Source organism: Hymenobacter sp. YC55, from assembly GCF_029433095.1.
GTDB lineage: Bacteria > Bacteroidota > Bacteroidia > Cytophagales > Hymenobacteraceae > Hymenobacter.
This window is the reverse complement of sequence record NZ_JARNTX010000011.1, coordinates 23238-47901: the sequence shown is the minus strand read 5'-3', so window position 1 is coordinate 47901 and position 24664 is coordinate 23238. Positions and strand designations below refer to the sequence as shown.

Annotated in this window: 18 protein-coding genes; 7 read left to right on the top strand and 11 right to left on the bottom strand. The window is 57.6% G+C overall.

All coding sequences use genetic code 11. From position 1 onward, the window contains the following. Positions 1–24: 24 nt before the first annotated feature. Positions 25–231, top strand: a complete 207-nt coding sequence (locus tag P1X16_RS30190; RefSeq protein WP_277236494.1) for a hypothetical protein — start codon at positions 25–27, stop codon at positions 229–231. Positions 232–447: 216 nt separating this feature from the next. Here the strand turns inward: P1X16_RS30190 and P1X16_RS30185 are convergent, their stop codons facing one another. Next, positions 448–618: a hypothetical protein gene (locus tag P1X16_RS30185; RefSeq protein WP_277236493.1), complete on the bottom strand. Its 171-nt coding sequence runs from the start codon at positions 616–618 to the stop codon at positions 448–450. Positions 619–801: 183 nt separating this feature from the next. On the opposite strand from P1X16_RS30185, the gene P1X16_RS30180 reads away from it, so the two are divergent. Next, positions 802–951 carry a hypothetical protein gene (locus tag P1X16_RS30180; RefSeq protein ID WP_277236492.1) on the top strand — a complete coding sequence of 50 codons (150 nt, stop codon included), beginning with the start codon at positions 802–804 and terminating at the stop codon, positions 949–951. 185 nt (positions 952–1136) lie between these two features. Here the strand turns inward: P1X16_RS30180 and P1X16_RS30175 are convergent, their stop codons facing one another. The 3 genes from P1X16_RS30175 to P1X16_RS30165 all read right to left on the bottom strand — a co-directional run bounded on the left by P1X16_RS30175 (position 1137) and on the right by P1X16_RS30165 (position 5474). Beyond that, positions 1137–3743: a UvrD-helicase domain-containing protein gene (locus tag P1X16_RS30175; RefSeq protein WP_277236491.1), complete on the bottom strand. Its 2607-nt coding sequence runs from the start codon at positions 3741–3743 to the stop codon at positions 1137–1139. Between the two features lie 844 nt (positions 3744–4587). Then, the gene (locus tag P1X16_RS30170) at positions 4588–4779 is read right to left on the bottom strand and encodes a hypothetical protein (RefSeq protein ID WP_277236490.1); all 192 of its coding nucleotides are present in this window, start codon (positions 4777–4779) and stop codon (positions 4588–4590) included. Positions 4780–5018: 239 nt separating this feature from the next. Continuing rightward, on the bottom strand, positions 5019–5474 hold the full coding sequence (locus P1X16_RS30165; RefSeq protein WP_277236489.1) for a hypothetical protein: 456 nt from the start codon (positions 5472–5474) through the stop codon (positions 5019–5021). A gap of 359 nt (positions 5475–5833) precedes the next feature. Here P1X16_RS30165 and P1X16_RS30160 point away from each other — a divergent pair, with 359 nt between their 5' ends. Beyond that, positions 5834–6514, top strand: a complete 681-nt coding sequence (locus P1X16_RS30160) for a DUF1016 N-terminal domain-containing protein (protein WP_277236488.1) — start codon at positions 5834–5836, stop codon at positions 6512–6514. 998 nt (positions 6515–7512) lie between these two features. Here the strand turns inward: P1X16_RS30160 and P1X16_RS30155 are convergent. Further along, positions 7513–8094: a class I SAM-dependent methyltransferase gene (locus P1X16_RS30155; RefSeq protein WP_277236487.1), complete on the bottom strand. Its 582-nt coding sequence runs from the start codon at positions 8092–8094 to the stop codon at positions 7513–7515. An 864-nt stretch (positions 8095–8958) separates the two neighbouring features. On the opposite strand from P1X16_RS30155, the gene P1X16_RS30150 reads away from it, so the two are divergent. Next, positions 8959–9366 carry a hypothetical protein gene (locus P1X16_RS30150; protein WP_277236486.1) on the top strand — a complete coding sequence of 136 codons (408 nt, stop codon included), beginning with the start codon at positions 8959–8961 and terminating at the stop codon, positions 9364–9366. A 598-nt stretch (positions 9367–9964) separates the two neighbouring features. On the opposite strand, the gene P1X16_RS30145 is transcribed toward P1X16_RS30150, so the two are convergent. Further along, positions 9965–10618, bottom strand: a complete 654-nt coding sequence (locus P1X16_RS30145; RefSeq protein ID WP_277236485.1) for a response regulator transcription factor — start codon at positions 10616–10618, stop codon at positions 9965–9967. A gap of 460 nt (positions 10619–11078) precedes the next feature. On the opposite strand from P1X16_RS30145, the gene P1X16_RS30140 reads away from it, so the two are divergent. Beyond that, on the top strand, positions 11079–11528 hold the full coding sequence (locus P1X16_RS30140) for a hypothetical protein (protein ID WP_277236484.1): 450 nt from the start codon (positions 11079–11081) through the stop codon (positions 11526–11528). A 171-nt stretch (positions 11529–11699) separates the two neighbouring features. Here the strand turns inward: P1X16_RS30140 and P1X16_RS30135 are convergent, their stop codons facing one another. The 5 genes from P1X16_RS30135 to P1X16_RS30115 all read right to left on the bottom strand — a co-directional run bounded on the left by P1X16_RS30135 (position 11700) and on the right by P1X16_RS30115 (position 22155). Beyond that, positions 11700–16256, bottom strand: a complete 4557-nt coding sequence (locus tag P1X16_RS30135) for a CheR family methyltransferase (protein WP_277236483.1) — start codon at positions 16254–16256, stop codon at positions 11700–11702. Between the two features lie 358 nt (positions 16257–16614). Continuing rightward, on the bottom strand, positions 16615–17658 hold the full coding sequence (locus tag P1X16_RS30130) for a chemotaxis protein CheB (protein ID WP_277236482.1): 1044 nt from the start codon (positions 17656–17658) through the stop codon (positions 16615–16617). Positions 17659–18689: 1031 nt separating this feature from the next. Then, on the bottom strand, positions 18690–20228 hold the full coding sequence (locus tag P1X16_RS30125) for a radical SAM protein (protein WP_277236481.1): 1539 nt from the start codon (positions 20226–20228) through the stop codon (positions 18690–18692). 117 nt (positions 20229–20345) lie between these two features. Then, on the bottom strand, positions 20346–20540 hold the full coding sequence (locus tag P1X16_RS30120; protein ID WP_277236480.1) for a hypothetical protein: 195 nt from the start codon (positions 20538–20540) through the stop codon (positions 20346–20348). Positions 20541–21303: 763 nt separating this feature from the next. After that, positions 21304–22155 carry a BLUF domain-containing protein gene (locus tag P1X16_RS30115; RefSeq protein WP_277236479.1) on the bottom strand — a complete coding sequence of 284 codons (852 nt, stop codon included), beginning with the start codon at positions 22153–22155 and terminating at the stop codon, positions 21304–21306. 412 nt (positions 22156–22567) lie between these two features. On the opposite strand from P1X16_RS30115, the gene P1X16_RS30110 reads away from it, so the two are divergent. Together P1X16_RS30110 and P1X16_RS30105 are read left to right on the top strand one after the other, a co-directional pair. Beyond that, the gene (locus P1X16_RS30110; protein ID WP_277236478.1) at positions 22568–23809 is read left to right on the top strand and encodes a PAS domain-containing sensor histidine kinase; all 1242 of its coding nucleotides are present in this window, start codon (positions 22568–22570) and stop codon (positions 23807–23809) included. Between the two features lie 574 nt (positions 23810–24383). Then, complete coding sequence (locus P1X16_RS30105) at positions 24384–24599, top strand: hypothetical protein (RefSeq protein WP_277236477.1); 216 nt, start codon at positions 24384–24386, stop codon at positions 24597–24599. The last annotated feature ends 65 nt before the right edge of the window (positions 24600–24664 follow it).

Sequence of the window (24664 nt, the reverse complement as noted above, 5' to 3'; positions counted from 1 at the left end):
TGGCGATGGTCTAAGCAAAAAAGGATGGTGTCAAGCCGTCGAAATGATGCGCTGGATGTACCAGCACGTGGGGTAGGCACCCTCTATGGGCTGTTTGGCAAGATCCGAAACGCATTCTACGACGACCAGCGCCGAGCTATGGCGCAAGCCCTGCTCGACGGCCTAGTGCTGCCTTTGGTGGCTGACATCCGCGAGAACATTCCTCGCCCGAGCACGCGCAAACTCCATTAACTACTGCTCGTGCCCGGCTTAGGCGAATACGCACCCTGTGTGGGTCGGGATTACCTATTTGCCCTGCTAGCCGGACACAGTCTGTTCTGAAGTGGTCTAAGGTAGCTGGACAGAAGAAGGACGTATCTTCTTTCTGTCATAACTGCAAAAAAGAGTGAAGCGTCGCCAGATAAACGGCGCAAGTACGATGCCGCTTTCAAAGCCGAGGCCCTGCGCCTAGCCAACGAAAGTTGCTCCACTCAAGCTGCCGCCCGTGCGTTGGGCATGCATCCCAAACTGCATTATCGTTGGCAGCGGGAACAGGTAGTGGCGTAAGTGGGCAGCGTGGAAGTAGCCCGTGACCCGGAAGTACGGGCTCTGCGCGCGGCCAATAAACGGTTGGGGCAAGGAATCGACATTTTAAAAGAGTCTTAGTCATCTTCGGCCAGCCGACCCCGTGAGTAGGTATCAGTATATTGCCCAACATCAGGGGCGTGTGTCGGTTCAGCAACTCTGTTACGTGTTGCGGGTAACCACCAGTGCCTACTATGCTTGGCGCGCCAAGACTCACCGGATGACGCCTGTACCCGCATGGCAAGTAGCCGTGCGCCAACAAAGCAAGCCTATCATTTTCGCTGCGAGGCAGATGGTGCGCCGCACGCGATACGGGGCGACACGGTGAATCTGGATCAGCCCTGGCGGGCCGTGGAACGCGAACTGCTGGCTATTACCGGGCTGTAGGAAGGCGCGAAGCTGTTTGCGGCATGAAAATGGCTGTTTTGGTGTGCGGGTGGCGCTCAGCCGGGCGAACGTATACTCGACAATTCAGCGTCAGATTTAAAGACAATTCCTGGTTTTTCGTTAACACGAGGGCTTAACCCCCATGGCTTTTGCAGTTCCCAACTTGATGCTCGCCATGGACGGAGTCAACCAACCGGCCGACCTAAACGGCTCCCCTGCTTTGCAGAATTATTCTTCAACTCGGCCGTAGGCAGTAACGCTTGAGGCGCCCTTTCCCGATGCGTACAGCCATAGGCGTAGTTAGAACAGCCGTAGAACGCCCAGGGCGTGCCGTCCTTTGTTCCGCTACGCTTGATCAGGTCCGCAGTTACGCATACCGGACACTTCGTCAGCGCTCCCGAAAGCCCCACCACTTCTAGCTCAGTAATGAACTTGGATTTCGCGCTGGGATCGGTCACGAGAATCACTTGCTCTTTGGCCCGCGTCAACGCCACATAAAAGAGCCGTCGTTCTTCCCCATTTTCATACTGGTCGCTGGCACTTAGCAACAAGCTCAGCACCGGATCATCCGACATTTCGGACGGAAATCCCAATTTGCCGGCATTGCAGTTGAGCACAACAACGATGTCAGCTTCCAGCCCTTTCGACTTGTGCACCGTCATAAACGGCAAGGACAACGTTTGGCGATGGCCTTGGTGATCCACACCAGCATACGTCAGTACTTTATTGGCGGGGTCGGTGCCAAAGGTGTGGGTGGTGTTTTTAATGCGCTTCCAATCAAACGAGTACCGTCCCAACAGCAACAGCTCTTTCTGCGCAATACCGGGCACTTGTGCGAGCAGCTCATCGAGAGTTTGCTTGAGCGCTGCCGTATCATCCTGCTCTTCGTAGGCACTGTAGACGATGCGATAGTCGGTTTGCTTGCCCGCCCCCGCGCTCTTCAAGGTCTTTGGGGTCTGCACCGGGTTACGCGTAATGAAGGCGCTAGAATGAGTAATGAGCGGCTCGTGAAACCGGTAGGTGGTTTCAATCTTGGATTGCAAGCAGAAGCCGAAGTGCTGCTCAAAGTTCTTGAACAGGGCCATGTCACTGCCGGCGAAGCGATAGATGGACTGCCAATCATCACCCACGCAAAAGAGCTTGCACTGAGGGTTCGTTGCCGTAATCGCTTTGATGAGCCGATACCGGCCTTTCGAGATATCCTGAAACTCATCGATAATAATATAATTGAAGCGCTTCTGGTACTCCCCGCTAGCAATGTAATCTGTTGCTAGGTTGATCAGATCGCTGAAGTCGATTTCGCGCCGGTCGGCTAGGTGCTGTTGATAGCGTACGTACAGGGGCGCGACGACATCCAAGAAGCGTTGACTGCGTTGCCGCTGGTGCTGGTGCGGAATGCGCTGGATTTGCTGGCGAACCTGCTCGAGCGAAACGTTATCCGACTTGAGCAGGATGATAAAGGTTTGCAGCAGCTTGCTGAAGCTTTTCACTTCCTCCCCGGCGGCGGTCGAAATGATCTGCCAGATTTCGGCCGGGGCTTTGCGCTGCAACACAATGCCATGCTTGGTCAGGTTGGCCGTCAAGGTATCGAACAAGGTGCCCTCCTGCATCTCGTAGCTGAACGACTCCACGAGCGTCGTGTTATAGGTCTGGCTGGTTTCTCGCGCCCAAGCCATTTTCTCCCGGTACCGCTGGCTGGCCGCTGCCCGACTTTGGCCGGGCTTGGCGAAAAAGGCCGGTACCTGGCCCTGCCGGTCAATGCCGAAGTGTTCCAGGTACAGCGTCGTATCGCCTTGCATGATGGTAAAGTCCGGCTTCCACTGCGCGTGCTGCGCGGACGCCATGTCTACCTCGTACGGGGCTTCGTAGCGGTACTCGACGCCGTGAAAGAGCAGGAAATTAGCGATGTGACACTCTTCGACGCTTTTGACGACCTCCTGTTTGTACGTAGTCTTACCCTGAAAGGACTTGCCTACCGTTTTGTAGGAGCGGAAGTTGTTGTCCTTCAGGTGCTGAATGTACTCGCCCTGGTCTTTGAATTCCTCGCTCGGCTTAACGGGTTTGAGGTAGTGCTGAAAATAGGTGGTTACTTGCTCGGCATACGCCGGGGTTTGCATCAGCTCGTGGAAGGTGCGGGTAATGAACGCGCCGAACTGGCTGTCGTCGTAGAGTGAGGGCTGTTTGCCTTGCACGGCGCTAATAATGTCCTTGCCGAACTTGTGGAACGTCTTGGGCGCCATGCCCTCAATGCCGATGCGCTTGGCCAGCGTCTCCGCGGATTTATTAGTAAAGGAGATCAGCAGGATGTTGTCCGCCGGGGTGTGGTAGCGGTCCAACACGTACTTGACCTTGCCAATAATGGTGGTGGTTTTGCCCGAGCCAGCCCCGGCCACAATCAAACTGTTGATCTCATCGCTGACAATGGCCGTTCGCTGCTGCACGTCTAAGCTGCGGCCCTCGATATGACTGAATAAGTGGTCGTACTGCTGCAGCTCGTGGGCTACGAAGTCGCGGTTGTACGCGTCCCGCAGCTCATCGGCCCGGTGATAGTGGTCGAGGAAGGACTCGATGGTCGCTTTCTGCAGCGAGGTTAAATCAGTGGCTTGGTAGGCCACCCCATCGACTTCCATGAAGGCGGGACGGTAGCGCTCTTTCCAGCGCACGAGCTGGGTATGATCGAAATAGCCGGCGGCAAAGGTGCTATGCAACTGGAAGGACGCTTCGGCTTGCGTTAGTTCTTCCAGCCAGCGGCGCAAGGCGGTCGTGCGGGCGCTCCGTTTGGTTTTGGACACGTGTTGCTGGTAGGCGACAAAGCCCACGAGCAGGACCAAAGCGCTCCAGGGACTATAGTCGAGCAGGGAGGACGAGGCGGCAGCGGTACGTTTCGCACACGTCGCCAAGCGACAAGCGCGGCGTCCTGCCTTCCGCGCTTTAGTTACGGTACTTTCCGTGAGCGAGGTAGAGCAACTTTGGAGACCAATGCACTCCGCGTTATAGTGATAAACTTCACTGTAGCTGCCTTTACAAAGATAAACCGTACTAGTTGTAGAAGCTGCCGTTGCTTTCCCTTGGGCAATAGATTGGGATACGGGGGTACTCATTAGCAGCATAACTGCTAACACGATAGAGCGCATGCGAAGAAAGATAACGTAAAGTATTAGTATAGTTCAAATAATACGGAAAGGTACTATTTAGAATAGAGCAAACAAATTACCTGTTGTGCAACACGATAGTATTTTTTAGGTTAACCACAATTATTTACTCTTCGTCCTCAAGCTGGATAGCTTGAATAATAACAAATGGGCTAAGAAAGGCTAGTTGCCTTGTGACACTTTCAGGAGACTGGATTCAAACAGTGGCACTGGCTAGGCAAAGCAAAATGCTGCTTCACAACACTATATTTTCAAGTAACACCGTATTACCTTGTAATACTGTATTACAAAGTAACATGATGTTTAGTATATTATCTTTTAGAGGTAGTAGGGTTCCCGGGAAGTGAACGTTGCAAGCCAGCTAGCAGAAAGCTAAGCCACTGCCCAGCTTGGTTGACACTGGGCGTGGTGCGGTCGGCGGGGCTGATAGCCTGGGCCATGGCCTGGGCTAGCCGGCTGGCGGTGTTAAGGTGAATCCAAGTGGTTAGAATCCTGAGCAGGCGTCCGTGCAGGGGAGGGGAGGGGAGGGGAGGGGAGGGGAGGGGCTAACCAGTGCCCCAAGCTCCTGCCTAAGCACTTGCATACCGGCCAAGCACATAAGGTCGTAACCGGCGCTACCGGCGAGAGTTTGCAGCAGCTCGTAGTGGCGAGTGAAAATGACGTCGGTAATGAGCACGTGGTAGTACTGCAGAATCAGCCGCAGGTCGGTGCCGTCCTTGCCGCGCTACTCCGGATGCAAAATAGCTTGGAGTTCAGATACAAATCATTTTCGGCGTTTAGGTCATACAATGAACACCTCTATCTTCTTTGCCGACGCATTGCCTATCAGGATAGTGCTTTTGGCCTTGCCATTGTCTGCCCTCTACCCTAATGAATAGGGAGTGAGCCGCGTACTCGTCCATTTGAAGCAGTCGATCAAAACTCCGGTGCCCAAAGACTTCGCACTTGTTGCCAAAAGGTACGTGGCGGCACGTCTTGCCACCTGTGATCCGCCCAGGCGGGCAACTGGAACGGCTGTTCTGTGCGGCCGCCCAGACGCAACAGGACGGTAAGCGCGGTGTTGCGCAAGTAGCTGTGAGCACGGGTATTGACTTGATCTGCACTCAATTCGATGAGAAACGGATAAGTGGAAAAGGGTAAGGAAAGGGGACGCGCAAGGGTGGCTTCGGCATGAGCGTGCAACTCTAATCGGTCCTCCGACCAGCTGAGCATAACGGGCTGCGCCGGATGGGCCGGATGGGTAAGGAAAAGTTCGTTGTTCTCTCTAACAGCTAGCTCCTGACAAAAGCCCGTCATGGTCTGCAGTGCGGTTGCTACATCGAGTAGTGTAGGAGCAGTCAGGAAATAGACTGAAACCGAATACCAGCCCATTGCGTGAGGAATACAACTGTTTTAGATCAGGAAGGGGTGCGAGAAAGACAACAAACATAGCCTTGTATTTTTCTTTAACGAATGGTCGTTTAATGGAGGCCTAACTACCCCACGCAAACGACCCGAAAATCTAGACTTTCCCGGGCCGTTCTTCATACCGTTTACTGGAAGGCAAAGCTGTTCTCTCGGATGCTTATGCCACCCCAGGCACTATCCCGTAAAGACGTTTTTCGAAGTTGTTCGGTGGACTGAGTTCCGCAAGGGGCGTTTCAGCGGCATAGACCAGCGAAAGACTACGATAGCGTCTGTGCTGTGCAGTACGATAAGCTCCTACCTAGCCTCTGTGTATCTTCGACGTAATGACTGCTTCTTCTTTCTTGGTCTTAGCTGACCAGCTCAGCCACCTGCACACGCAGGCCCAACACGCCGCCCTGCAACAAGTCAACTACTGGCTAACGGCTCGCAATTGGCTGGTCGGCTGCTACCTGGCCGAGTACGAACAATACGGCCAGGACCGGGCGACCTATGGGGAGCGTCTACTCGCCGAGCTGGCCAAAACCCTACGCACCCGGGGCGTTGCCGGGCTCTCGCTCACCAATCTGAAGCTCTGTCGACAGTTCTACCAGACCTATCCGGCCCTGCTGGTCACCCACGCCGCCACACTGCAAGCGGCGGGACTAACGTTGCCGGCAATTGGTCAGACAGTGTCTGACCAATTGCCGGCAACTGTTGGTGGACCTGGTATCGCTCTGCCCGCGCTGCTGACCCGACTCAGTTTCTCGCACTTCATCGAGCTGCTCGCGCTCTCGACGCCGCTCCAGCGCACGTTTTACGAGGTACAAGCCGTGAAGAACAACTGGTCGGTGCGCGAACTCAAGCGGGCCATCCATTCTGCGCTCTATGAGCGGACGGGGCTCTCCACCGACAAGGCCGCAGTTCTAGCAGCCCATGCGGGAATTCAAGCCAAGGACGGGCAAGCGTTGAGCAGCCTGCTCGGCCAGTTCAAGGCGCCGCAAACCCCGTGGGACGATTGGTTTTAATGGCTTCTATAAGGACCCCGCGCCGTTCGTTGCCTTACTCGGTCCCGTTCGAGCCTAGGTTTTTTTAATATCTGACCATACTATCCTGCGCGCTTATAAGCAGAACCTGGCTTCAAGCATCCCATCCTAATTACTTTTTCCTTGTTAGCCGATTGTTGCTGAAGGTGGCCATAACTCAGATGCGCAGAGCAACCTGTAACTAACGCTGTAGACCATACTGTTGGCCGTGTTGTAGCCAATGACGGGACCTTGCTTACTGTTATCGTAGTAAGCCAACTCGACGGCGGTACTCGTGAGGTTGCCAGGGTTGGTTTAAGTACTACGAACGGTGTTGCGCGTAATTAGCACACTTTCGGAATCGCTCCTGACCAGAATACAGCCGCCGAGGTTGCGGCGGTACCGACGTTCGTCAAGCAGTTGTAAGATACTGTAGCAAAGCTGTGAATCTATGGGATGCCCTCTACGACCCGGATTAAAGTGTGGGCTGCCGTGGCGCGGGAGTAGTTCTGGAACATGTTGCCGCTGCCCGGCATTGGCGATTTGATCTAATTGTTTGCCACAAGTACGCCAACCAGACTGGTAGTACCGCAGGCATCCGTCACTAGAATAACCTATACCTATAGAGTATATACTGACACCTAACCGGGTGGCAAGGGCAACCAGAGGCAGGTTAAGCGTTTTTTTCAGGATGCTTACCAGCGCTGTTTCTACGTAGCGCTTCGTAACGGAGAAGGGAATCAAGCCATTCTACCTCTTTCTTCGATACCCATAAGGACTGTACGTTCTATGCACAACGATTGCGCACGATAAGAATAAAGTATCTAGGTAAGTCAGGAACTAAGTAGATAGTGAGACATTGCTATATTAGACGTCAATATAGGACGGATAATCAACGATTATGCTGGACATACGGTGTCTGAAACTTTGTCTACGAAAACGCTCCTATAATGGGGCGGACAAGACACAAGCCACGACAGTTTGTCTAAGTGACCCTTGGTTTAATGTTTCACGGCCTGATAGTAATCGTTCTGCCCCTCATCGGTGTTTTCCTCCTCCATTGACAAGCTGGCCGCCGCGACAATTGCGCGATAGTGTTCTGCCCCGAGGGAGGTAGATTGGCGTCCGGTCAGGCTGTCGCGCCACGTTCCGGCTTGGGCGGGGGCGGTAAATAAGAGCCGACCACCCGCTTGCAAAGCCCGGGCCGCTTTGTAGATAACTAGTTCCTGGGCTTGTGCTGGCAGCAGAAACAACAAGCCCCAGGCCACGACGGCGTCGAATAGGCGCTGGAAAAACAATGATTCCTCAACCGCTTCGCAGACCACTGGCACCATGGGAAAGTTCTGCCGAAAGGCGGCTACCATCGCAGGCGAGGCATCCAGGCCGTACACGCGCAGGCCCTCCGCGAGCAGCAGCTGCGCAATAGGAATCCCGGGACCACAGCCCAGGTCCAACACCGTCGCCTTAGGGGGCAGGAGCTTAGCCCACTTCCGAACCGCTGCGGTGCCGATGCCTCCTACTGCTTGCCCGCGACTTGCTATAAAGATAGCCGCGATGTCTTCATAGCCATTCGATTTGTCCATGTCCGTGTTTTGTCCATGTCCCCGGCTGGGGTTGCCCATCATCAACGCGAAATACAAGCAGTTCCCGTTCCTACTGCCCGCTAGACTGATTCTCTGGTATAACGGGGGCGCCTTTAGCTTATTCTTCTGCAGGGACTTCTGCTAGGCAACTGGTTTTTCCTTCCTAGGTCGGTAGCCACTAGGCCTCTGCTGGGCTGCCTGTTTAGATTATAGAGCCATTGGGTTGATGCTTACTTGTTTGTTCCGGTCTGACCAGTTGAACTGTGTTCTAGTAAAAGCAGCTTTCTGCACGTTTGTTTCTGCCTTTAAGCAAGCATTAGTACGGGCGTCGATGCGAAAAGCAGCTTTAGAAGCGCAAGTAGCAAAAGGGGGTGGGTGCCCAGCCCTCTGAACAGCAAGTTACTTGTCGTATCCCTCCATTTCATACCGCCGGCATACGCATGCAAGGGTTTAAGGTCTACCGGGTAGACACCACGACGAATCCACTACCGGCTTCTGGCCGCCGCGGTTTTTACTCGCCTTATCTGCTTACCAGTCCAGCAGGCAACAGCAGCGGCCCTTTGAGGCCTGTAGCCCGCGCTAAGCGGGAGGAATCGGTTGCTCTCTCTGCTCGTATCGGTTCCCTCGGCCGGGATGCTACCTGCCGGCTAACGGTAAACACCCGAACAGGTCTGCTGCGGCTTGCTTAGACGAGTGAACGGCTCGGTTGAGCGAATCCAGGCTTCTACCGCGATGTAATTCCCGACTTTTGCTACCCCGCCCGCGCCGCCTTGGGGACGGGCACAACTACTTCTTATCGTTCTCGCTCGTGCAGGGTGGGCACCGCTTCGCCTTGGTCGTCCGACTTGCTTTCTAGTTTATCCCATGCTATTTTTTCAGAATGCGGCCGCCCAGCTTACGCTCCACTCACGGCCGGCTTATGTCCGACTAAGTTGGCACGCGGGCCCACTGCCGGAAACGGCGGTGCAGCACGCGCTCGACCAGGTGCTGGTCGCCTTGCAGGTGCAGGGCTGGCAGAAAGTGCTGATCGAGCAGGCCAGCAAAGAGGTGTTCAGCGTCGAGCTCCAGGTGTGGATTGAGCTGGACTGGCGCCCGCGCGCCGTGCAAGCCGGCTACCGCTACGGCGCCTTTGTGCAAGGCCGCGACTTGCTGGCGCGCATGGCCACTATGGAGAGCATTTTGCCTTATGCGGCGCCTTGGCCCGTCTATCAGTTGTGTACGAGCGAAGCCGAGGCGCAGGCTTGGTTGGCGCAGTTTCCTGCCGGGACGTAAACTGAGTCTTTAAAGGCGGCGCACGGGACGGCCTGCGCCCTTGCCTATCCGTAAGGAGAGAAGATAGGGAAGATTCAGTTTCCTGGCCACGCCTGGAGTGGGCGCGTACAAAAGCGCTCGCCTGAATGGCCAACTGCGACCAACTGTAGGAGCCGGTTAGCAGGACAACCGCGCGCCTATGTAGTGCATAAGGGCGCTGATATGGTATAATGCTATTAAGCGTTACGTATTAGCATTAGGTCTTAACTATAGTATGTGCTTGCCCCGCTGGCTTTGGTTGCGTCCGAGAGGTGGCAATAAAGCGGTAGCTCCCAAAATGCCATTCGCACTGGTTAAAACAAGTTAACCGCTTAACAAGGAGTTTACGCGTACTTCTTTTTCGGCCACAATTCGGCCTAGTCTGCAACCAAGGCCGGGCCGACAGTCCAGGCTGATGGCAACGCCACGGTCCTACGCCACCCCCTGTTTAGCAACAGCTTCGGGGAGGCAGTCTGTGGCCCGCCCGATAAGGTGCTCCGCTACAAGCCTCCAATAACCTAGCTGCGTAAGACTTCAGTAAGCGTCCCCTCCCTGCCTTGCCAAGGAGCGGTGCCCCTGCTTATGGTTGCAGCCAGCCCTGTTCCATCGCGTACTTAATCAAGGCGGGCGTGTTTTTGGCGCCGGTTTTTTCCAGTAAGTTTTGGCGGTGACTTTCCACCGTTCGTTTACTGGTGAAAAGCTTGTCCGCGATCTGCTGGTTGGTAAGGCCGTTGGCCACTAATTGCACGATCTCTCGCTCGCGGGCCGTTAGGTAAAAGGCGGCCTTGGGCGCAGGGGCGGAACCTTCCGCTTCGTAAGTCAACAACTTTTCGAGCGTGCCCAAGCCAATTTCCGAGCACAGAAAGCGCTTACCGGCGGCCACCGCTTGGATCGCCGCGAAAATTTCGCCCTTATCCGCGTTTTTAAGCACGTAGCCGTGGGCCCCGGCGGCTAACAGTTCCCCCACCGTGCGTTCGTGCGTGTTCATGGACAAGATCAGGATGCGCAGATGCGGATAGTGCTCGCGCAACTCGTGGGTGGTCGCCAGCCCATCCAGCACGGGCATGTTTAAATCCATCAGCACGACGTCGGTGGGCACGGTTGGCAGTTGGTCTAATAGGTCCTGCCCGTTGGCCGCTTCGCCCACCACTTCTAGCAGGGGCATCGCGGCAAGCACCGATTGCAGCCCGTCTCGCACAATAGCATGGTCGTCAACGATGAAAACGCGAATCATAAGGGAGAAGATAGGGAAAAGAGGTAACCGCAGATTCCGACGAGTGCCCTGTTCAAAAGAGAAAGTGCTTGGAACGGTGCTCGCTAGCCGGTCAGCCGCCGCATACCGCATACGCAAACTCAGCCCTTTGGGGTAGTGACGGGGCTGAAGCCGAGGCCGGCCGGTGCGGGGCGCCGCCCTACCCAGCCGGGGCTAGGGCCTCTCGGCCGGACTGTTAAGCTGCGTGAGCCTGTAGGACGGCCGGGAGGCGGCAAATAGGAGGTAGCGGTCGCGGGGCTTGCGTAAAAACCGCAGCGATATGTGAGGTGAATACGGAGATCGATTTCGTATTCGCCTCCTTGCGCAGGGCATTATTGTCTTTCAACTTTGCACCTGCACAGTAGACGCTATAACGCAGTAGCTAGTAGCGTATTGGCTCTGATTACGATCAGGTATCCGCTTAAAAATTTCACTATTCCGTATGCTGCTTAGTTCATTACAATTCAGTTCTGGGGGCAAGTGCGTGCTCGACTACGACGAGGCGGAGCAGTGGCTGCACGCCACGTGGAGCGGGCTGATTGGTAACCACGAGGCCATGCAAGGCGCGCTCAGTTACTTAGCTAAAGCAGCAACTCAACCCAGTACGTTTTTACTCAATAACAACCTGGCGTTACAAGGCCCCTGGTTTAACTCCGCCGAATGGCTTGAACACGCCTGGCTGCCCCAGGCGCAGCGGCTAGGTCTCCGCTATATCGCGCACGTGGTGCAAGCCGATCAGGGAGTTGATATTCTTGCCCTTACGAATTATCACCAGTCGAGCGGGTCGCTCGAACTGCAATTGTTCTACGACCTAGCGGAAGCGAAGCACTGGCTGCGCAGCTGTCAGCACCAAACTGCCTTACTCACTAAAGCTAATTACTCACTTGAATAAGGCGGCTATTGGAGGAAACAGAGTAGTTGTCGCGTTTCCTATACATACCGCTTGGCTTTATCCTCGCTAAACGGGGCCGCTTTGTTTTCTTGCCTTAATTACCGCTGCTAAACCCTGCACGGGGGCGAAGCCTTACGCGGGTGGCCGAGCGTTTGCGTGCCGCTGGAAGAGTTACCCGCTAGCTCCGGTAATCGGAATGCGGACGGTTACTTGGGTGCCCGTACTGGTAGCGGGGGGATGGAGGGAGAAGGTGCCGTTGAGCAGGTTCACCCGGTCCTGGATCGTCCGCAGGCCTATCCCCGCCGATTGGCTGAGTTCCGGGTTTACTCCTTTGCCATTGTCGCGTACTTTCAGCGTTACCGCCCCATCTTCCTGTTCGAGCAGAATATCGGCTCTGGTTGCTTCCGCGTGTTTCATCACGTTGGTTAACAGCTCTTGACAGATGCGGTAAATTGCCACCTCCAGGTAGGGCTCCAATCGGTCTTCCAGCCCCGCCACTTCGCAATAAATCCGAATCCGCGTCTGGGTATAGTTCTTGCATAAATCCTTGATGGATTTAGCCAGGCCAAATTTATTGAGGGCAGTGGGTACCAACTCGTGCGACACCTTCCGGGTTTCCTGAATCGCTTCATCTAAGAGCTGGTTGGCATTCTTGAAAACTTCTGGTGGTACCAGCTTAGCTACCCGGTCGAAGTTGAGTTTAGCCGCGAACAAGAGCTGGCCCACCCCGTTGTGCAACGACTCGGCGATGCGCCGGCGTTCTTCTTCCTGGGCGTCGAGTATCCCGAGCAACAAAGCCTTTTGTTGATTGAGCCGCATTTGCAGGTTTTCTTCTTCCAGGCGCTTTACTTCGGATACATCTAAATCGAGGCCGAGTAGCTTTTCGGGTTCTCCTAGGTCGTTGCGTAGCACGATCGACTTGATCCGGAACGTATGCACCACGCCTTCTACTTCCAGGCGGAGCGTTTCGTCTAAGGGTTCGTGCTTTGCCTGGAATTGGTGTACCAGCTTCCGGGCCACCGCCTGATCCTCCGCGATAACATAGCGCAGGTACAGATCCGGGCGTACCGGGCTGCCGACCGGCAAGTTGAACAAGCGGTACATGCCCACACTCCAACTCAGTTCGCCGCTGGCCAGGTCGTACTCCCAACTGCCCATCTGCGCAACCTCTTCCGCTTGCTGGAGCTTCGCTACGTTTCGTTGCAGGGTTTCCGCGCTCAAACGCAACTGGGTTGTTCTTTCCTGCACCTGGTGTTCCAAGCCGACGGAAAAGGCGTGCAGGGCCTGGACGGCCCGGTGCCGCTCCACAAAATCGGCGGCCGTCCAGGCCAGTAAATCCAGCAGCCGCAACTCGTGGTCGGTCGGGCGGTGCGGCTGACGGAACTGCGTGCTCAAAACCCCCACCAGGTCGTTGCTGCGGGTCAGTAAGAGCGTGGCCTGGAAAGCTCGAATTCCTTCCGCCAAGGCAATTTCCCGCCCCGCACTACTCAGCAGAAAAGAAGAATCGGTGGCAATATCCTCCACTAGCACGCGGGTACGCTCGTGGCGGGCCGCCTCGAAAGCCGCCTGAGCACCTTCGCCCTGCAGGTGCTCCCCAAACTGGTTGCTTTCCTCGTAGCCTTGGCAGGCGAAGAGCTCCAGGCGCTGGCCATCGTCGCTGACTAGTTGGACGCACCCCTGGTCCGTCTGGGTGAAGTCGCACGCCAGCGCTACTAATTCCGCCAAGGCCGCTTGCAGATCGGTTTCGGTGGCGAGTTTCGCGTGCAGCTCGTGCAGCCGCTGCATGCCCGCTAGGTCGGAAGCCACCGCTTCTTCGGCTAGTTTGCGCGCGCTCATGTCAATTACATACTCGGCGATGGTGCCATCCCCGAGATCCGCGGCCACGAACATCAGCCAGAGCCGGGTGCCGTCCTTGTGGAAGTACTCTTTCTCGTAGGGGCCACCCCGGCCCGTCTGCCGCAGGGTGGTCAGTACCTGCTGGCTAATGGCGGTGTATTCCGGCGGGGTGAAATCCTGCCAGGTGAACCGGCGGGCCGCAAACTCCGGGCGGGTGTACCCCACCATGGCCAGGAAGGCATCATTGGCCTGGAGTATGGTGTCGGCGTAGTCGAAGGTGAGCACTCCCACGCCGGGTACGTTGATCATGCGCTGCAAGCGTTGTTCGCTGGCTTGCAAGGTTTCCTCGGTGCGCTTGCGGTCGGTGATGTCAAAGAGAGTAATGACCACCCCGTTAATTCGATCCTCCGCCGTGCGGTACGGCAGCACCCGCATCAGAAAGGTCCGCTGATCCGTGGTCGTGACCTCCCGCTCGAGCGGGGTAAGCTTTTCGAGGACCGTTTCCGCGTCGGCCAGCAAGTGGTCATAGGCCAGCCGGTGGGTGATATCGGATATGGGGCGCCCGTGGTCGGAGGGAATCAGGTTGAAGAGTTGCCGCGCGGCCGGGGTATACAACCGGATGCAGAACGCGCGGTCCAGGAAAATGGTGGCTACCCCGGCGGAATGAATCAGGTTTTGCAGATTATTACTGGTTACGCTGATTTCCTCGATTTTTACTTTTAGTTCCTGATTGACCGTCCGCAGTTCTTCGTTGATCGATTGCAGTTCCTCTTTACTGGTTTCCAGTTCTTCGGCGGCCGAACGCAGCTCTTCGTTCATGGCCTGCAATTCCTCGTTCGAGACCCGTAGGTCTTTGGCCTGGTAGTCGTGCTGCTCAACGGCGCGCCTTAACTGGGTTTTCACCTGGAGCAGCTCCACTTCCAGTTGCCGGGCAATTGGTTCCTCGGACCGGCGTACGATTGGTTCCGGGGCGGGGGCCAGCCCGGGCTCCTCCACTTGAAAAAACACCAGCATAAACCCCTTCGTCGTATCGCCGCCCCTGGTGACTGGTTTTGCCTGGATGGTCACCGACTGGCGTTTCCCGTTCCTGGTCCAGGGAAGATTCCGGGCCTCCACGCTGGTTTGCTGCTGCTGGACCTGGTGCAGTACCGCTCGGAGTTCAAGCCGCAACTCGGGCTGGATCAGTTCCAGCAGGTTTTTGGTCGGTGCCCCGCCGGAAAACTCCAGAAAGCGGCCCGCTTTCTCGGACAGATGCACCAGGTCATAGTCTTCGTTCACCACCAAGGAGGGCGGGGCATAGTCTTCCAACAGGTGCTGGTGCCACTCCCCCAACGAGAGGGGATTCGCTGGTTTACTTTCCCCGACGGCAGGCGGCAGAGAAATGGGGGGGCGGGCGTGCAAAACCGGCCCCGGTTCGGGTACCGGGTACTTGGGCAGCACGGTTTCCCGGGCCCGGTAGAGATGGTTTTCCCGGCTCACCGTGGCGTACAGCTCACTGGCGCCGTCGATGGATTCGGCCGAGCCCAGAAACAGGAACCCACCCGGTTTCAGCGCGAAATGAAACGTTTCCAAGACCCGCTCCTGGGCCGTCGCGTTGAGGTAGATCAACACATTGCGGCAAGTGACCAGGTTTAGCCGCGAAAAGGGCGGGTCCTTGAGAAAATTGTGGTTGGCAAACAAGATCATTTCCCGGATCTCGCGGTGGATCCGATAGCCATCGCCTTCCTTGGTAAAGAACCGGAGCAGCCGTTCCGGCGACACGTCGGCGGCATCATTGAGCGTGTACAGTCCTTCGCGGGCGGCCGTCAGGGCGGCTTCGTCGATATCGGTGGCGAAGAGTTGCACTTTGGGCGCGTCCAGCACCCCCCAGGTTCGTTCGGCCGCCAGCATGGCCAGTGAATACGCCTCTTCACCGGTGGCGCAGCCCGCCACCCAGATCCGGATCTCGCTCTCCGCTCCTTTACTTTGAAACAGGGTCGGCAACACCTCCTGTTCCAGGGTGTGAAACGGCTTTTTATCGCGAAAAAAATTGGTTACCGAGATCAGCAGGTCCTTGAGCAAGGCTTGACTTTCCTCGGGCTGCTGCTGCAGATAGGCGACGTAGCTCGGCAGGTCGGGCAGGCTGCGCACGTGCAGGCGGCGCTCAATGCGCCGCAGCAGCGTGGCCCGTTTATAGTTCGAGAAATCATGCCCGGTGCGCAGGCGTAAATGGGCAAATAGCTCGCGCAGCGCCTGCTGGTGCTGCTCGGCCTGGCTCGCCGCCCCCTCGGTTAGGGCCACCCTCCCCAAGCTATTGCGGTAGGCAATGATGCGGCCGGGAATCTCGGCCACCGGCAGCACTTCATCGATGAGTTCGGTGGCAATCGCGTTGCGGGGCATTTCGTTGAACTCCGCTTCTCTCGGGGATTGCGCGTAGGCTACTCCGCCCCGTTCTTTCACTCGTTTCAGCCCCATCGACCCGTCCGCACCCGTGCCGGATAAGACCACGCACAGGGCCCGCGGGCCGTGCGAATCGGCCAGGTTCCGGAAGAAGATATCGACGGGGGCCCGCCTTTCTTCCAGGTACAAATTGGGAGAGGGGACAATGGAGTCCTCTTCCAGGCCCAGATGCTGATTCGGGGACACCACGTAGATATGGTTCGGCGCCAATTCCGTCTTTTTTGTTACCTGCGTAACGGGAAGGGTGGTAACGGCCTGTAGTACCTGCGCGAGCTGACTATCGTGGTCCGGGGACAGATGCAGGATGACTACGTACGCGCTATGCGAGTCTTCGGGCACGTGTTCAAAGAACTTCTGCAGGGCTTGAATGCCCCCCGCCGAGGCTCCCAAGCCGACTACAAGAAAGTTGGCTGGCTTAGCCAGGAAAGAATCCGAAGCGGGGTTCAACTGCATCGTAGAGTCCTGTGGTGATAAAATTGCAGCCGCTCAAAACTGTGGCTGGGCCTAGAGATAACACTTCCTACGCAAGGGACCAGGGTGGTAGCTAGCTCGTTCCCAGAAATAGCAAGACGCAGGAGCCAATCCGAGCGAAGGCGCCGCGCCCGCCAGACAACCTGCTGTGCACTCTGAATGGGAAAAGCGGCCCGCGCCCCGGAAGGTAAGTGGTTCGTAAAGATGAGTTACTCACCCTACCCTGGCCGGCGAAACGCAAGAGCTACGGAGGCCCCTAAATGGGCGCTAGGGCGGTTCCCGCGGCAACTCGCTGCTCATGGCTGTTCGCTAGCAACCTTGGAACCCCAAACAGTGAAAATTAGGCGTCACTCTCTTCCGCGGCTTGTTGGCGGATACGGCTCGTGGTTAACTGCTCGTGGGTGAAAACGGCCTGGCGAACTGTCTCGGCCCGGCCTTCCGCTTCTTTCGCCTTTTGAAAACACACCGCAGCAAGCTTGGGCTGGTTTTTTTCGGCGTAGTGGTCCCCCAAGTTGTTGAGCAAGAGAATGCTTTCCTCCACGCCCCGAATAGCACTCCATAACGTGTCTTCCACGTGTTCGGTAAGGGTAGCGAGCAAGCTGTCCGTGGAATAGGCATGCCCAGTGTGACACCGGTAGCGGACCAGCTCACCATCGGTAATAGCCAATAAAACCCCGTGGCAGTCCGGGCAGGCGTACGGCGAGGGCTTGCCCAAGCCCAGGATGCCCTGTTCCAAGCCCCGGTCCTGGGCGGCAATGCGCGTCTCAATCGCAGTCTTTTGCTGCTCTTCCATCGCAATTTCTCTTTCTTGAGTAACTGTTTCGGCGCTTAGGCGCACGAGCAACGGCGCCATGTCGGCAACCGAGACCCGGTAGTCCACCGCCACGGCGGCCAAGGCGTTTTCGGGCATGGCGGGTACTTCGGCCTCGGCCGGTTCCTGCACCAGGGCCAGGCCACCCCGGTTTTTGATTGTCCATAACCCGGCCGTGCCATCGTCTAAGGCGCCGGATAAGACAATGCCGATGACCCGAGGGCCATAGAGGTAGGCCGCGGACCGAAACAAGGGGTCGACGGCGGGTCGAAACCGGTTTTCTTTGGGTCCTTTCGTCACCCGCACAACGCCCTGCTCGAGCAGCAAGTGCCGGTCGGGGGGCGCTACGTAAATCCGGTTGGCAACAATGGGCTCGCTATCCACCGCGTTGGTGGCTAGTAAGGTTTTCTGCCGATTCAGCACCTGCGGCAAGATGCCCGTCACGTCCGGGGACATGTGCCAGACGATGAACAGCGTGGCATCCAGGTCAGGGGGCAACAAGGCCACCAAGTGCTTGAGGGCCTCAAACCCACCCGTGGAAGCGCCAATTACGATGATATTTCTCTTTTCCACTGGCAGCGTTGCTCAACAGGAGAACACGCACCTGTAAGGGTAGATACGAGGCGGCGGGCCTTTCGGCCACGTACCCGGAGATGCGCGCGTCGGGTGTTGCCGTCGGTAACGGTTTTTTACCGCCTGGTAAGGGCAACCCCAAAGCTTCGCGTAAAGGGTGTGGGTCACGTGCCTGCTGCGAAGCCGTTTTCGCTTTCGGTTGGTGCTCGAAAGCGCGGTAATCCTTGTTTAGTTTACTGCGTTGCTTCCCAGGTTGCCCCGGGTTCCCCACGTTCATACCTGAGCAGCTGGAAGTGGCTGGCCCGCGCAAACCGGACCGCGTGCTCGACCGCCGCCCTACTGGTGCCTCGGTGCAGGCAGGTGCGAACTCAGCACCTGCGCAGTTGGGAGCGCGTGGTAATTGCAGGGTTAGGCGAGCCCGGTCGTGCAGGCACCCCCGCCGGAATCGAGGCTACGCCGGTATGGTTACAGTACACGACCTTTGCCAGTTGGCGATAGAATAAATAGGCAAAGAGTGGCGGATCGGGGCGTTGAAAGCGGTGTTACCTATTCTTGATGGCAATTCACGTTGCGTCACGGGATGCGCTAACCCGAAGTGTGTGCGCCGGCCGGGATGTCGGCTGGTGGGCATGATGCACCACGCAACACGCACACTCCGGCCACCGCAAAGGGTTACCCGGCACCCGGGATTCCCACGGAATGCTCTGCGCAATCTGACACGTGGGGTGGGAGTGATACACGTTGAGAACCCCAATGCCGCGGTTAAGAGAATAAAAGGGATACCCCTTGTACATTATTATTCCGCTTTTATATTCGGGATTAGCGGTTGAGGTGAATCGGTTGTTTTTCAGTGAATGCAGGTGGCAAAGTCCCTAACTGACGAGTAAGTTTTCGCGCCTGCGTGTCTACAGAATACCCCCCAAACCTTGGTTGCTTGTCCGGGGTCGACACCGCAAGGGCGTTGGCAACTCGTCTAATAAAACCTCAGGCAAAGCCTCCTCGGACCAACCGTATAGCCGCCCCGCGCAGCCTTATACCAGTGCCGCCGTTTTCTTGTGCAAATAGGCGTTCTGGTTGTGGTCGATGGCTCCTTTCGGCAACCATTCCCACCAACTACCCAAGTCGTTCTGAATGATCTGCTTATAGAAGGCAGGTAACTCTTGTGACTCTCCTTCGAAATACTGCCGGAAGCCCCGGTCGTGTATCAGATTTTGGCGCACTTGCTTGAAGAAGCGCAGTCGGCCGTAGCCCTCCGACGAGATGGCCCGCATGGTGTTCATCCACTTGGCGGCGCGGGAGGGCGAGGCCATGTAGCGGCGGTAAATAGCTTTCTTCGAGAACGTGTAGGCGGTGAGGTCGATGACCTTGTCGTAGAAGTCTACCCACTCATAGTTGGCGGGCTTCACGTTCATCGCCAGGTGGTTGTTGAGGAAGTGGAAGGGGAACGGCAGCACCCGGTTGTTTTTCTGGTAATCGAGGTTGAGCGGGGCCGCTTCGCCGAAAGCACTCAACAACGAGTAACCCGGAAAAGCCGCCGGCGCCAGATCCACAAACCGCTTGGTTAGCTCGAACGGCTCGTCGCCGGAGTCGCTGTCGAGGCCGAGCACGAAGTTGGTTTGCACGTACGGCACGTACTTGAACATCAAGTTGACGTGCTCGGCCACGCGCCGCACCTTTTCCTCGCCGGCCAGCCGCGAAGTGCGCGACTTGTTACCCAACTCGTACCACGACTCAACGCCCGGCAGCAGCGCCTCGAAGCCGTGGTTTTGCAGCACTTTCAAGTGGTCTTCGGTGAGGATAGACAAGCTGCTTTCCGCCAAGAAGCGGAAGCTCTTGAGCGGGGCCGCCGCCTCAATGGCGTCCATGGTTTCGTGGAACCGCACGCCAAAGTTAGGGTCATGCCAACCCACCACGGGTTTCTTGAACTTGGTGAGCAGAAAGCGTAGATCTTCCTTGATGATGTCGACGCTCATGGGCTGGTAGTCCACGGTGGCATCAATGCAGAAGGCGCAGGTGTAGGGACAGCCGACGCTGCCAATCATGGGCACCATCTTCAGCACCGGCGCTTTTTTCAAGGTCGGCTCGATGAACTTCCACCGCTCCCGCACACCCGGCAAATGGCTCGGTTGCTTGCCCGCCGACAGGTGCTTGCCCTCGGGGCGTTGCGGCTGACAGTTGTGGAGCACCTCCTGAATGGTGCCTTGGTTGGTGAAGCCCAGTACGAAATCGAAGTACTGCACCGCATCATCCGGATAGCACCGGGCGTGCGGACCGCCGAGCACCGTCACGGCGCCTTGACTGCGGAAGTAATTGCTGAGCGCATACGCCAGCAAGGCCGATTCGGTGAAGGCACTAATGAACACCAAATCCACGCCTTTGGGTAGTTCTTTGCGCAAATCTTCGAGGCCCGTGTAGCAAATCAGCTTCACGTCGTGCCCCTCCTCTTCGCACCAAGTAGCCACTACTTGGGGCATAATGCTGGCTAGATTAGCGTGCATGGCGCGGGCCCACAACGTGGTGGTGGGCCCTTTGCAAACTAAGTCGATAATGCCAATCGAAAGCTTTGTCATAAAATTACTTGCAGATTATACCTCGGACCAGCCTTTCCCGTTCCCCCTTGCGCTAGGTTATCTGAGCTTCAGTCAGTGCCTGAATAGTCGCGCCCGGGGATGTGCGCCCAAGTAAGCTCAAGGAGTTGCTTGCAAGGCGTGGTATACTTCCAGCCAGCTTAACTCCCCAGCCACGTACCGAGCGTAGAGCGGCCGGGCAGCGGCCGGCGCTTTCTTATGCAACCCGGGTAAGGCCGCCTGCATTTGCTGCAACACCCACGCACGTTGCGCCGGGGTTCGAGCATAAGGGCCATAGCGAGCATCGGGTGCCATACAAACTGCCAGAAGGAGGCGTGGAGATACGCTGCCCCAAAGATGAGAGGAGGAAAGCCGCAACGGGCTGCGGGCGATACGAAAAAGGGATTGCGGACAATACCTAATTTCTGTTTCGCCGTACGCGGTCGAACAGTCTCCCTCGCCGACACTTAGGGTTAAATGACGGGAGAGTAATGAAACCAGACTGGCTCTGCAGAGGAGCAGTAGAGACAAGCACTGGTTGCCCCTTCTCGGCTCGGCTTTGTCTTGCAACAACGCCAGCCCATCACTTTCAAATCCTGCCGTTCGCTCCCTATCCTCGTAAAGCGGGCAAGGCGTTGTATAAGTCCCGAGCCAGCCTTACTAAGTTCCGCAGAGTGACGAAAGCAGGAGCCCCCTGCTGTTCCCCGCGCGTATGCGCTCAAAGCCAGTTGTCGATCGATTGCCCGCCAAGCTAAGTCACCGCAACTTACAACGTAGGGGACCGAGTGCTGACTCGCTGGCAATGTGAGGTTCCGCAACCGCCGCTAAAAAGGTCTGCCAGCAAGCAGTAGGAGCCCGTTATGTTGTCCTCCTACGCATACTCCCGTACGGCTGCTCTATGAACTAGTTACTCGTTCTCGTGCCCGGCCCGTAGAGCAGCAGTGCCCTGACCAGGCCATCACGCCTATTGAACTTTACGATTGACAGCGCTTTAAAGTGAAAAGAATGCCGCGTCCTTTCGGGAAAGGACGCAAGCCGGCCTGCCACTTAAGCGAGAGCAAACGAGATTGGTGGCGTTCTAGGGACGCGGCCTTTCCAGCGTCGTGCTGATCTGGCGCAGCGTTTCGGCCAGCGCCGCGCCACCCACGCCCCCCGGAGCCAGCAGGACTTCAAACAAGCGCGCCACGACGGGCACCGTGGCGTGGCCCAGGGCCATGCGCCAGTGCGCAAAGAAGCGCGGACGGTCGGCCGCCTCGTAAACGGTAACCACGTGGGTATGGCGCGGATCCTGCTCGATGCGCGCGTACAACGCGCGTACCTGGGCCTCGGGTCCTTCCAGCACTTGTACGTAGTACCCTTGCTGATAGACGAGCAGCCCCGTAATCTGCCGGGCCGCGTTGCCCTGCCGGGCTTGACTAAGCAACTGGTAGAACTCGGTCTCGCCGAGCGGCTTCGTCGCTTGGCTGTGGTAGAGCAATTGGAAAACAGCCGCCGCGGGTCCTGGCGGAACCGAAGTCGGCCCGCGCTGCAGGTCGCGCAGCAGGGTAGTGAGTTTCGCTTCGGTCAGGGGCTTAGGCACGAAGCTGCTGACGGGTAGCGCCTGCAGGCGCTCGAGGTCTAGCAGGGGCAGCGACGTGGTCAGCACCACCACCGCTATTCGCTCGCGCTGGGCAACGGGCAGGTGCTGGAAGGCCTCGAGAAAGGCAAAGCCATCGAGCACCGGCATGCGCATGTCCAGCAGCACCAGCCAGGGGGCCGGCTCGGCGCCGACGGGTTGGGCTAAGACGCGGTGGAGCAGGTGCAGGCCTTGCGCGCCGTTCTCAGCCATGAGCAGGCGGCTGGTCGGCGCCACTCGTTGCAGGAGCCGGGCGTTCAGAAAGTTGCTGGTGGCATCGTCATCCACCAAGAGAATGCCAGCTAATCTGCGCATAAAGTAGGAATCACTTGTTGGGGATTGGCTTGGCAAAAGCAAAGGGGATTGGGTACTTCGCTGGGGCTACGACCAATACGTAACAGCCGCGTCATCGAGCCTGTTCGGGCAGCAGCCGGTCAGTAGTCGGGCGCACTAGATTCGTAACGGCAATTTCCGGCAAGCACGAAAGTGATAAGTGAAATCCCAGCAATAGATCCTTTGCTTACTGCTAGTAGCAGTAATGGCAGCGCAAGCCAACTGCTTGGCTGCTCCAGAACAGCTCCACGCTGCTCGGTGGGGGCAGCAGTTGGATTCCATTTAAATATACCTTTTCGCGCCGCGAACTATATGTGCTGATCAGGTGCTATTTTTTAATTTAAAAATGCTATTTTAGGAGTGGGGCGCTTGTTCGTAGTTGGCCCTCCCTGCTATGCTTGCTCCCTCCCCCAACGCTGCGCCCCTCCCGGCAAACGACATCCCTGCCGAGCAGGCCGCCGTGCCTCCTTCCCCCGCCGAGCAACCGTCGCTGCCGGTTGGGCGCTGGCAACCCCTGCTCGAGCAGTTGCCGCTGGGCCTGCTCGTGCTTAACGCGGACTTTACGCTGTGCTACGCCAACGTTGTTGCCATTGCCCTGCTGGGTTTGCCCGTCGACACGCGGCTGGTGGGGCGCAGCGTGCTCGACTTCAGTCACCCCGACTACCACGCCGACTGGGCCCGCCTGCAGCACGAAGTGCACGCGCTACACCGCTCCCGTGCGGCCGTCGAAACCTGCCTGCTCCGGGCTTCGGGCACGGTGCTCTGGTGCCGGGTTACCGTTCTGGTGGTGGTCAGCGACGGGCAGCCCGTGGTGTTTGCTACGCTCGAAGACATTTCGGGGCGCCGCCACCTCGAGGCCCAAGTGCTGGATTCGACGCACGAACTGGAGTCGGCCAACGAGGAACTGACGGTCTTCAACGAGGAACTGCAAGCCAGCAACGAGGAACTGCTGGCCCTCAACCGCGAGTTCGACACCTTTGTCTATGCCGCCTCCCGGGAGCTGCGCCAGCCGGTCGCCTCGTTGCGCAGCCTGCTCCAGGCCCTAGAAGAGCAGCTCCTGGCCCCTACCCGGCCCGGGCCCCTGGTCGAGCCGCTGCTGGGCCGGATGCAGGAAACGCTCACCCGCGTGGACCACACTTTGGACCGGCTCGCGGACTTCAATGCCGTGCAGCTGCCGGGGCGGCCGGCCGGGGAGATGGTGGTGCTCGGCGCCGTGCTCGAGCAAGTGCGGCGCGAACTCGAGCCCGTGCTCGTGGCCGGGGGGGGACAGCTAGAAGTGGACTTGGCCGGCAACCCCTCCTTGTGGTTTTCCCGGCCCCACTTGCACTCGGTGTTGTTGCACCTGCTCAGCAACGCCCTGCACCACCGCCACCCCGATTGGCCGTCCCGGGTGCGGGTATGCAGTTATCGCCAAGCTGGCCGGCTGATCGTGCGGGTGCAGGACAACGGCATGGGGTTGCACCCGGCCGAGCAAGAGGCCTTGCTGCAGCCCTTTGCGCGCGCGCACCCGCCCGTGGCGGGCACGGGCGTGGGCTTGTACCTGGTCAAGAAGATTCTCGACCAAGCCGGCGGCAGCTTGCAAGTGGAAAGTCAACCCGGCGCCGGCTCGACCTACACGGCGGTGTTCCCCGCCTGAGCGCGGGGCGAACCAAGATAAGCGCCTTTTCCGCGGGGGCTCCCCGCCTCGTCCTCCTCCGGCAATAGGGCCAGCGCGCCCTCTCGCCGAGTGCCAACGGCGGCGGCACGGGTAGCCGGGACGGGTGTAGGCCATCTGCAACCGCCATAACCGGCCGGAAAAACGCCGCCGGGAAGCTCCGTCCTGCGTCAGCAGGGCAGTGCCTTAGGGTACCTTAGAATCAAATGCCTGTGTTTCCGGCCAGCCGACCGGCTCAGCAGGAAACGAAGGTCCTACTCCAACCACGACGAGATTTCCCGTTCCGAGGCAAATTTTCCCGCAGAGCAACATTTTTTCTTGCCATGATACTACCCTGGCCGAGCTCTTGCTCTTCTGCAATCTAGTTGACAATAAACAGGTTACCTTCTCTTGCGTTAGCGATTTCGCTTCATTTAGGGCTGGCTCGCCCGCAAATCAAACCGGCTGATATGGTGGCTGCCTAACTAAGACCAACGCCAGGCGAAGTTGCTGCTAGCATTACCCGGTGACCGCCGGCGGCGTGCTGCCGTAGCGTTTGTTTTGTATCGCTCCCGCGATGGAATCGTCGCTTCTTTCCGCCCGGCTCGTGGCCCCGCCCACCCCGCCATCCCTGTTAGCCGACTTTACAACTCTCGACGGCTTGCGCGTGGCGTATGCGGCCGGGGCGGCGGCCTTGGCCAAGGGCGACGCCGTGCTGGTAGGGGAGCGGTTGATTAGCACCTTTACCACGGCAACCGAGCCCGTCTATCCTTTTCACGAGGTGACGGCGTAAGTTTCCTTTTCTGAGGGCGACCTTTTGCCAGGGGCCATGCTCTAAACCTTTTTTGGTAAACCAGA

What these genes read in the sequence shown, in the direction of transcription:
- P1X16_RS30125 (WP_277236481.1), bottom strand. Translation starts at nt 20,228, where the DNA reads ATGACAAAGCTTTCGATTGGCATTATCGACTTAGTTTGCAAAGGGCCC.
- P1X16_RS30150 (WP_277236486.1), top strand. Translation starts at nt 8,959, where the DNA reads ATGCTATTTTTTCAGAATGCGGCCGCCCAGCTTACGCTCCACTCACGG.
- P1X16_RS30160 (WP_277236488.1), top strand. Translation starts at nt 5,834, where the DNA reads ATGACTGCTTCTTCTTTCTTGGTCTTAGCTGACCAGCTCAGCCACCTG.
- P1X16_RS30165 (WP_277236489.1), bottom strand. Translation starts at nt 5,474, where the DNA reads ATGGGCTGGTATTCGGTTTCAGTCTATTTCCTGACTGCTCCTACACTA.
- P1X16_RS30115 (WP_277236479.1), bottom strand. Translation starts at nt 22,155, where the DNA reads ATGCGCAGATTAGCTGGCATTCTCTTGGTGGATGACGATGCCACCAGC.
- P1X16_RS30110 (WP_277236478.1), top strand. Translation starts at nt 22,568, where the DNA reads ATGCTTGCTCCCTCCCCCAACGCTGCGCCCCTCCCGGCAAACGACATC.
- P1X16_RS30120 (WP_277236480.1), bottom strand. Translation starts at nt 20,540, where the DNA reads ATGGCACCCGATGCTCGCTATGGCCCTTATGCTCGAACCCCGGCGCAA.
- P1X16_RS30155 (WP_277236487.1), bottom strand. Translation starts at nt 8,094, where the DNA reads ATGGACAAATCGAATGGCTATGAAGACATCGCGGCTATCTTTATAGCA.
- P1X16_RS30180 (WP_277236492.1), top strand. Translation starts at nt 802, where the DNA reads ATGGCAAGTAGCCGTGCGCCAACAAAGCAAGCCTATCATTTTCGCTGC.
- P1X16_RS30135 (WP_277236483.1), bottom strand. Translation starts at nt 16,256, where the DNA reads ATGCAGTTGAACCCCGCTTCGGATTCTTTCCTGGCTAAGCCAGCCAAC.
- P1X16_RS30105 (WP_277236477.1), top strand. Translation starts at nt 24,384, where the DNA reads ATGGAATCGTCGCTTCTTTCCGCCCGGCTCGTGGCCCCGCCCACCCCG.
- P1X16_RS30145 (WP_277236485.1), bottom strand. Translation starts at nt 10,618, where the DNA reads ATGATTCGCGTTTTCATCGTTGACGACCATGCTATTGTGCGAGACGGG.
- P1X16_RS30140 (WP_277236484.1), top strand. Translation starts at nt 11,079, where the DNA reads ATGCTGCTTAGTTCATTACAATTCAGTTCTGGGGGCAAGTGCGTGCTC.
- P1X16_RS30190 (WP_277236494.1), top strand. Translation starts at nt 25, where the DNA reads ATGGTGTCAAGCCGTCGAAATGATGCGCTGGATGTACCAGCACGTGGG.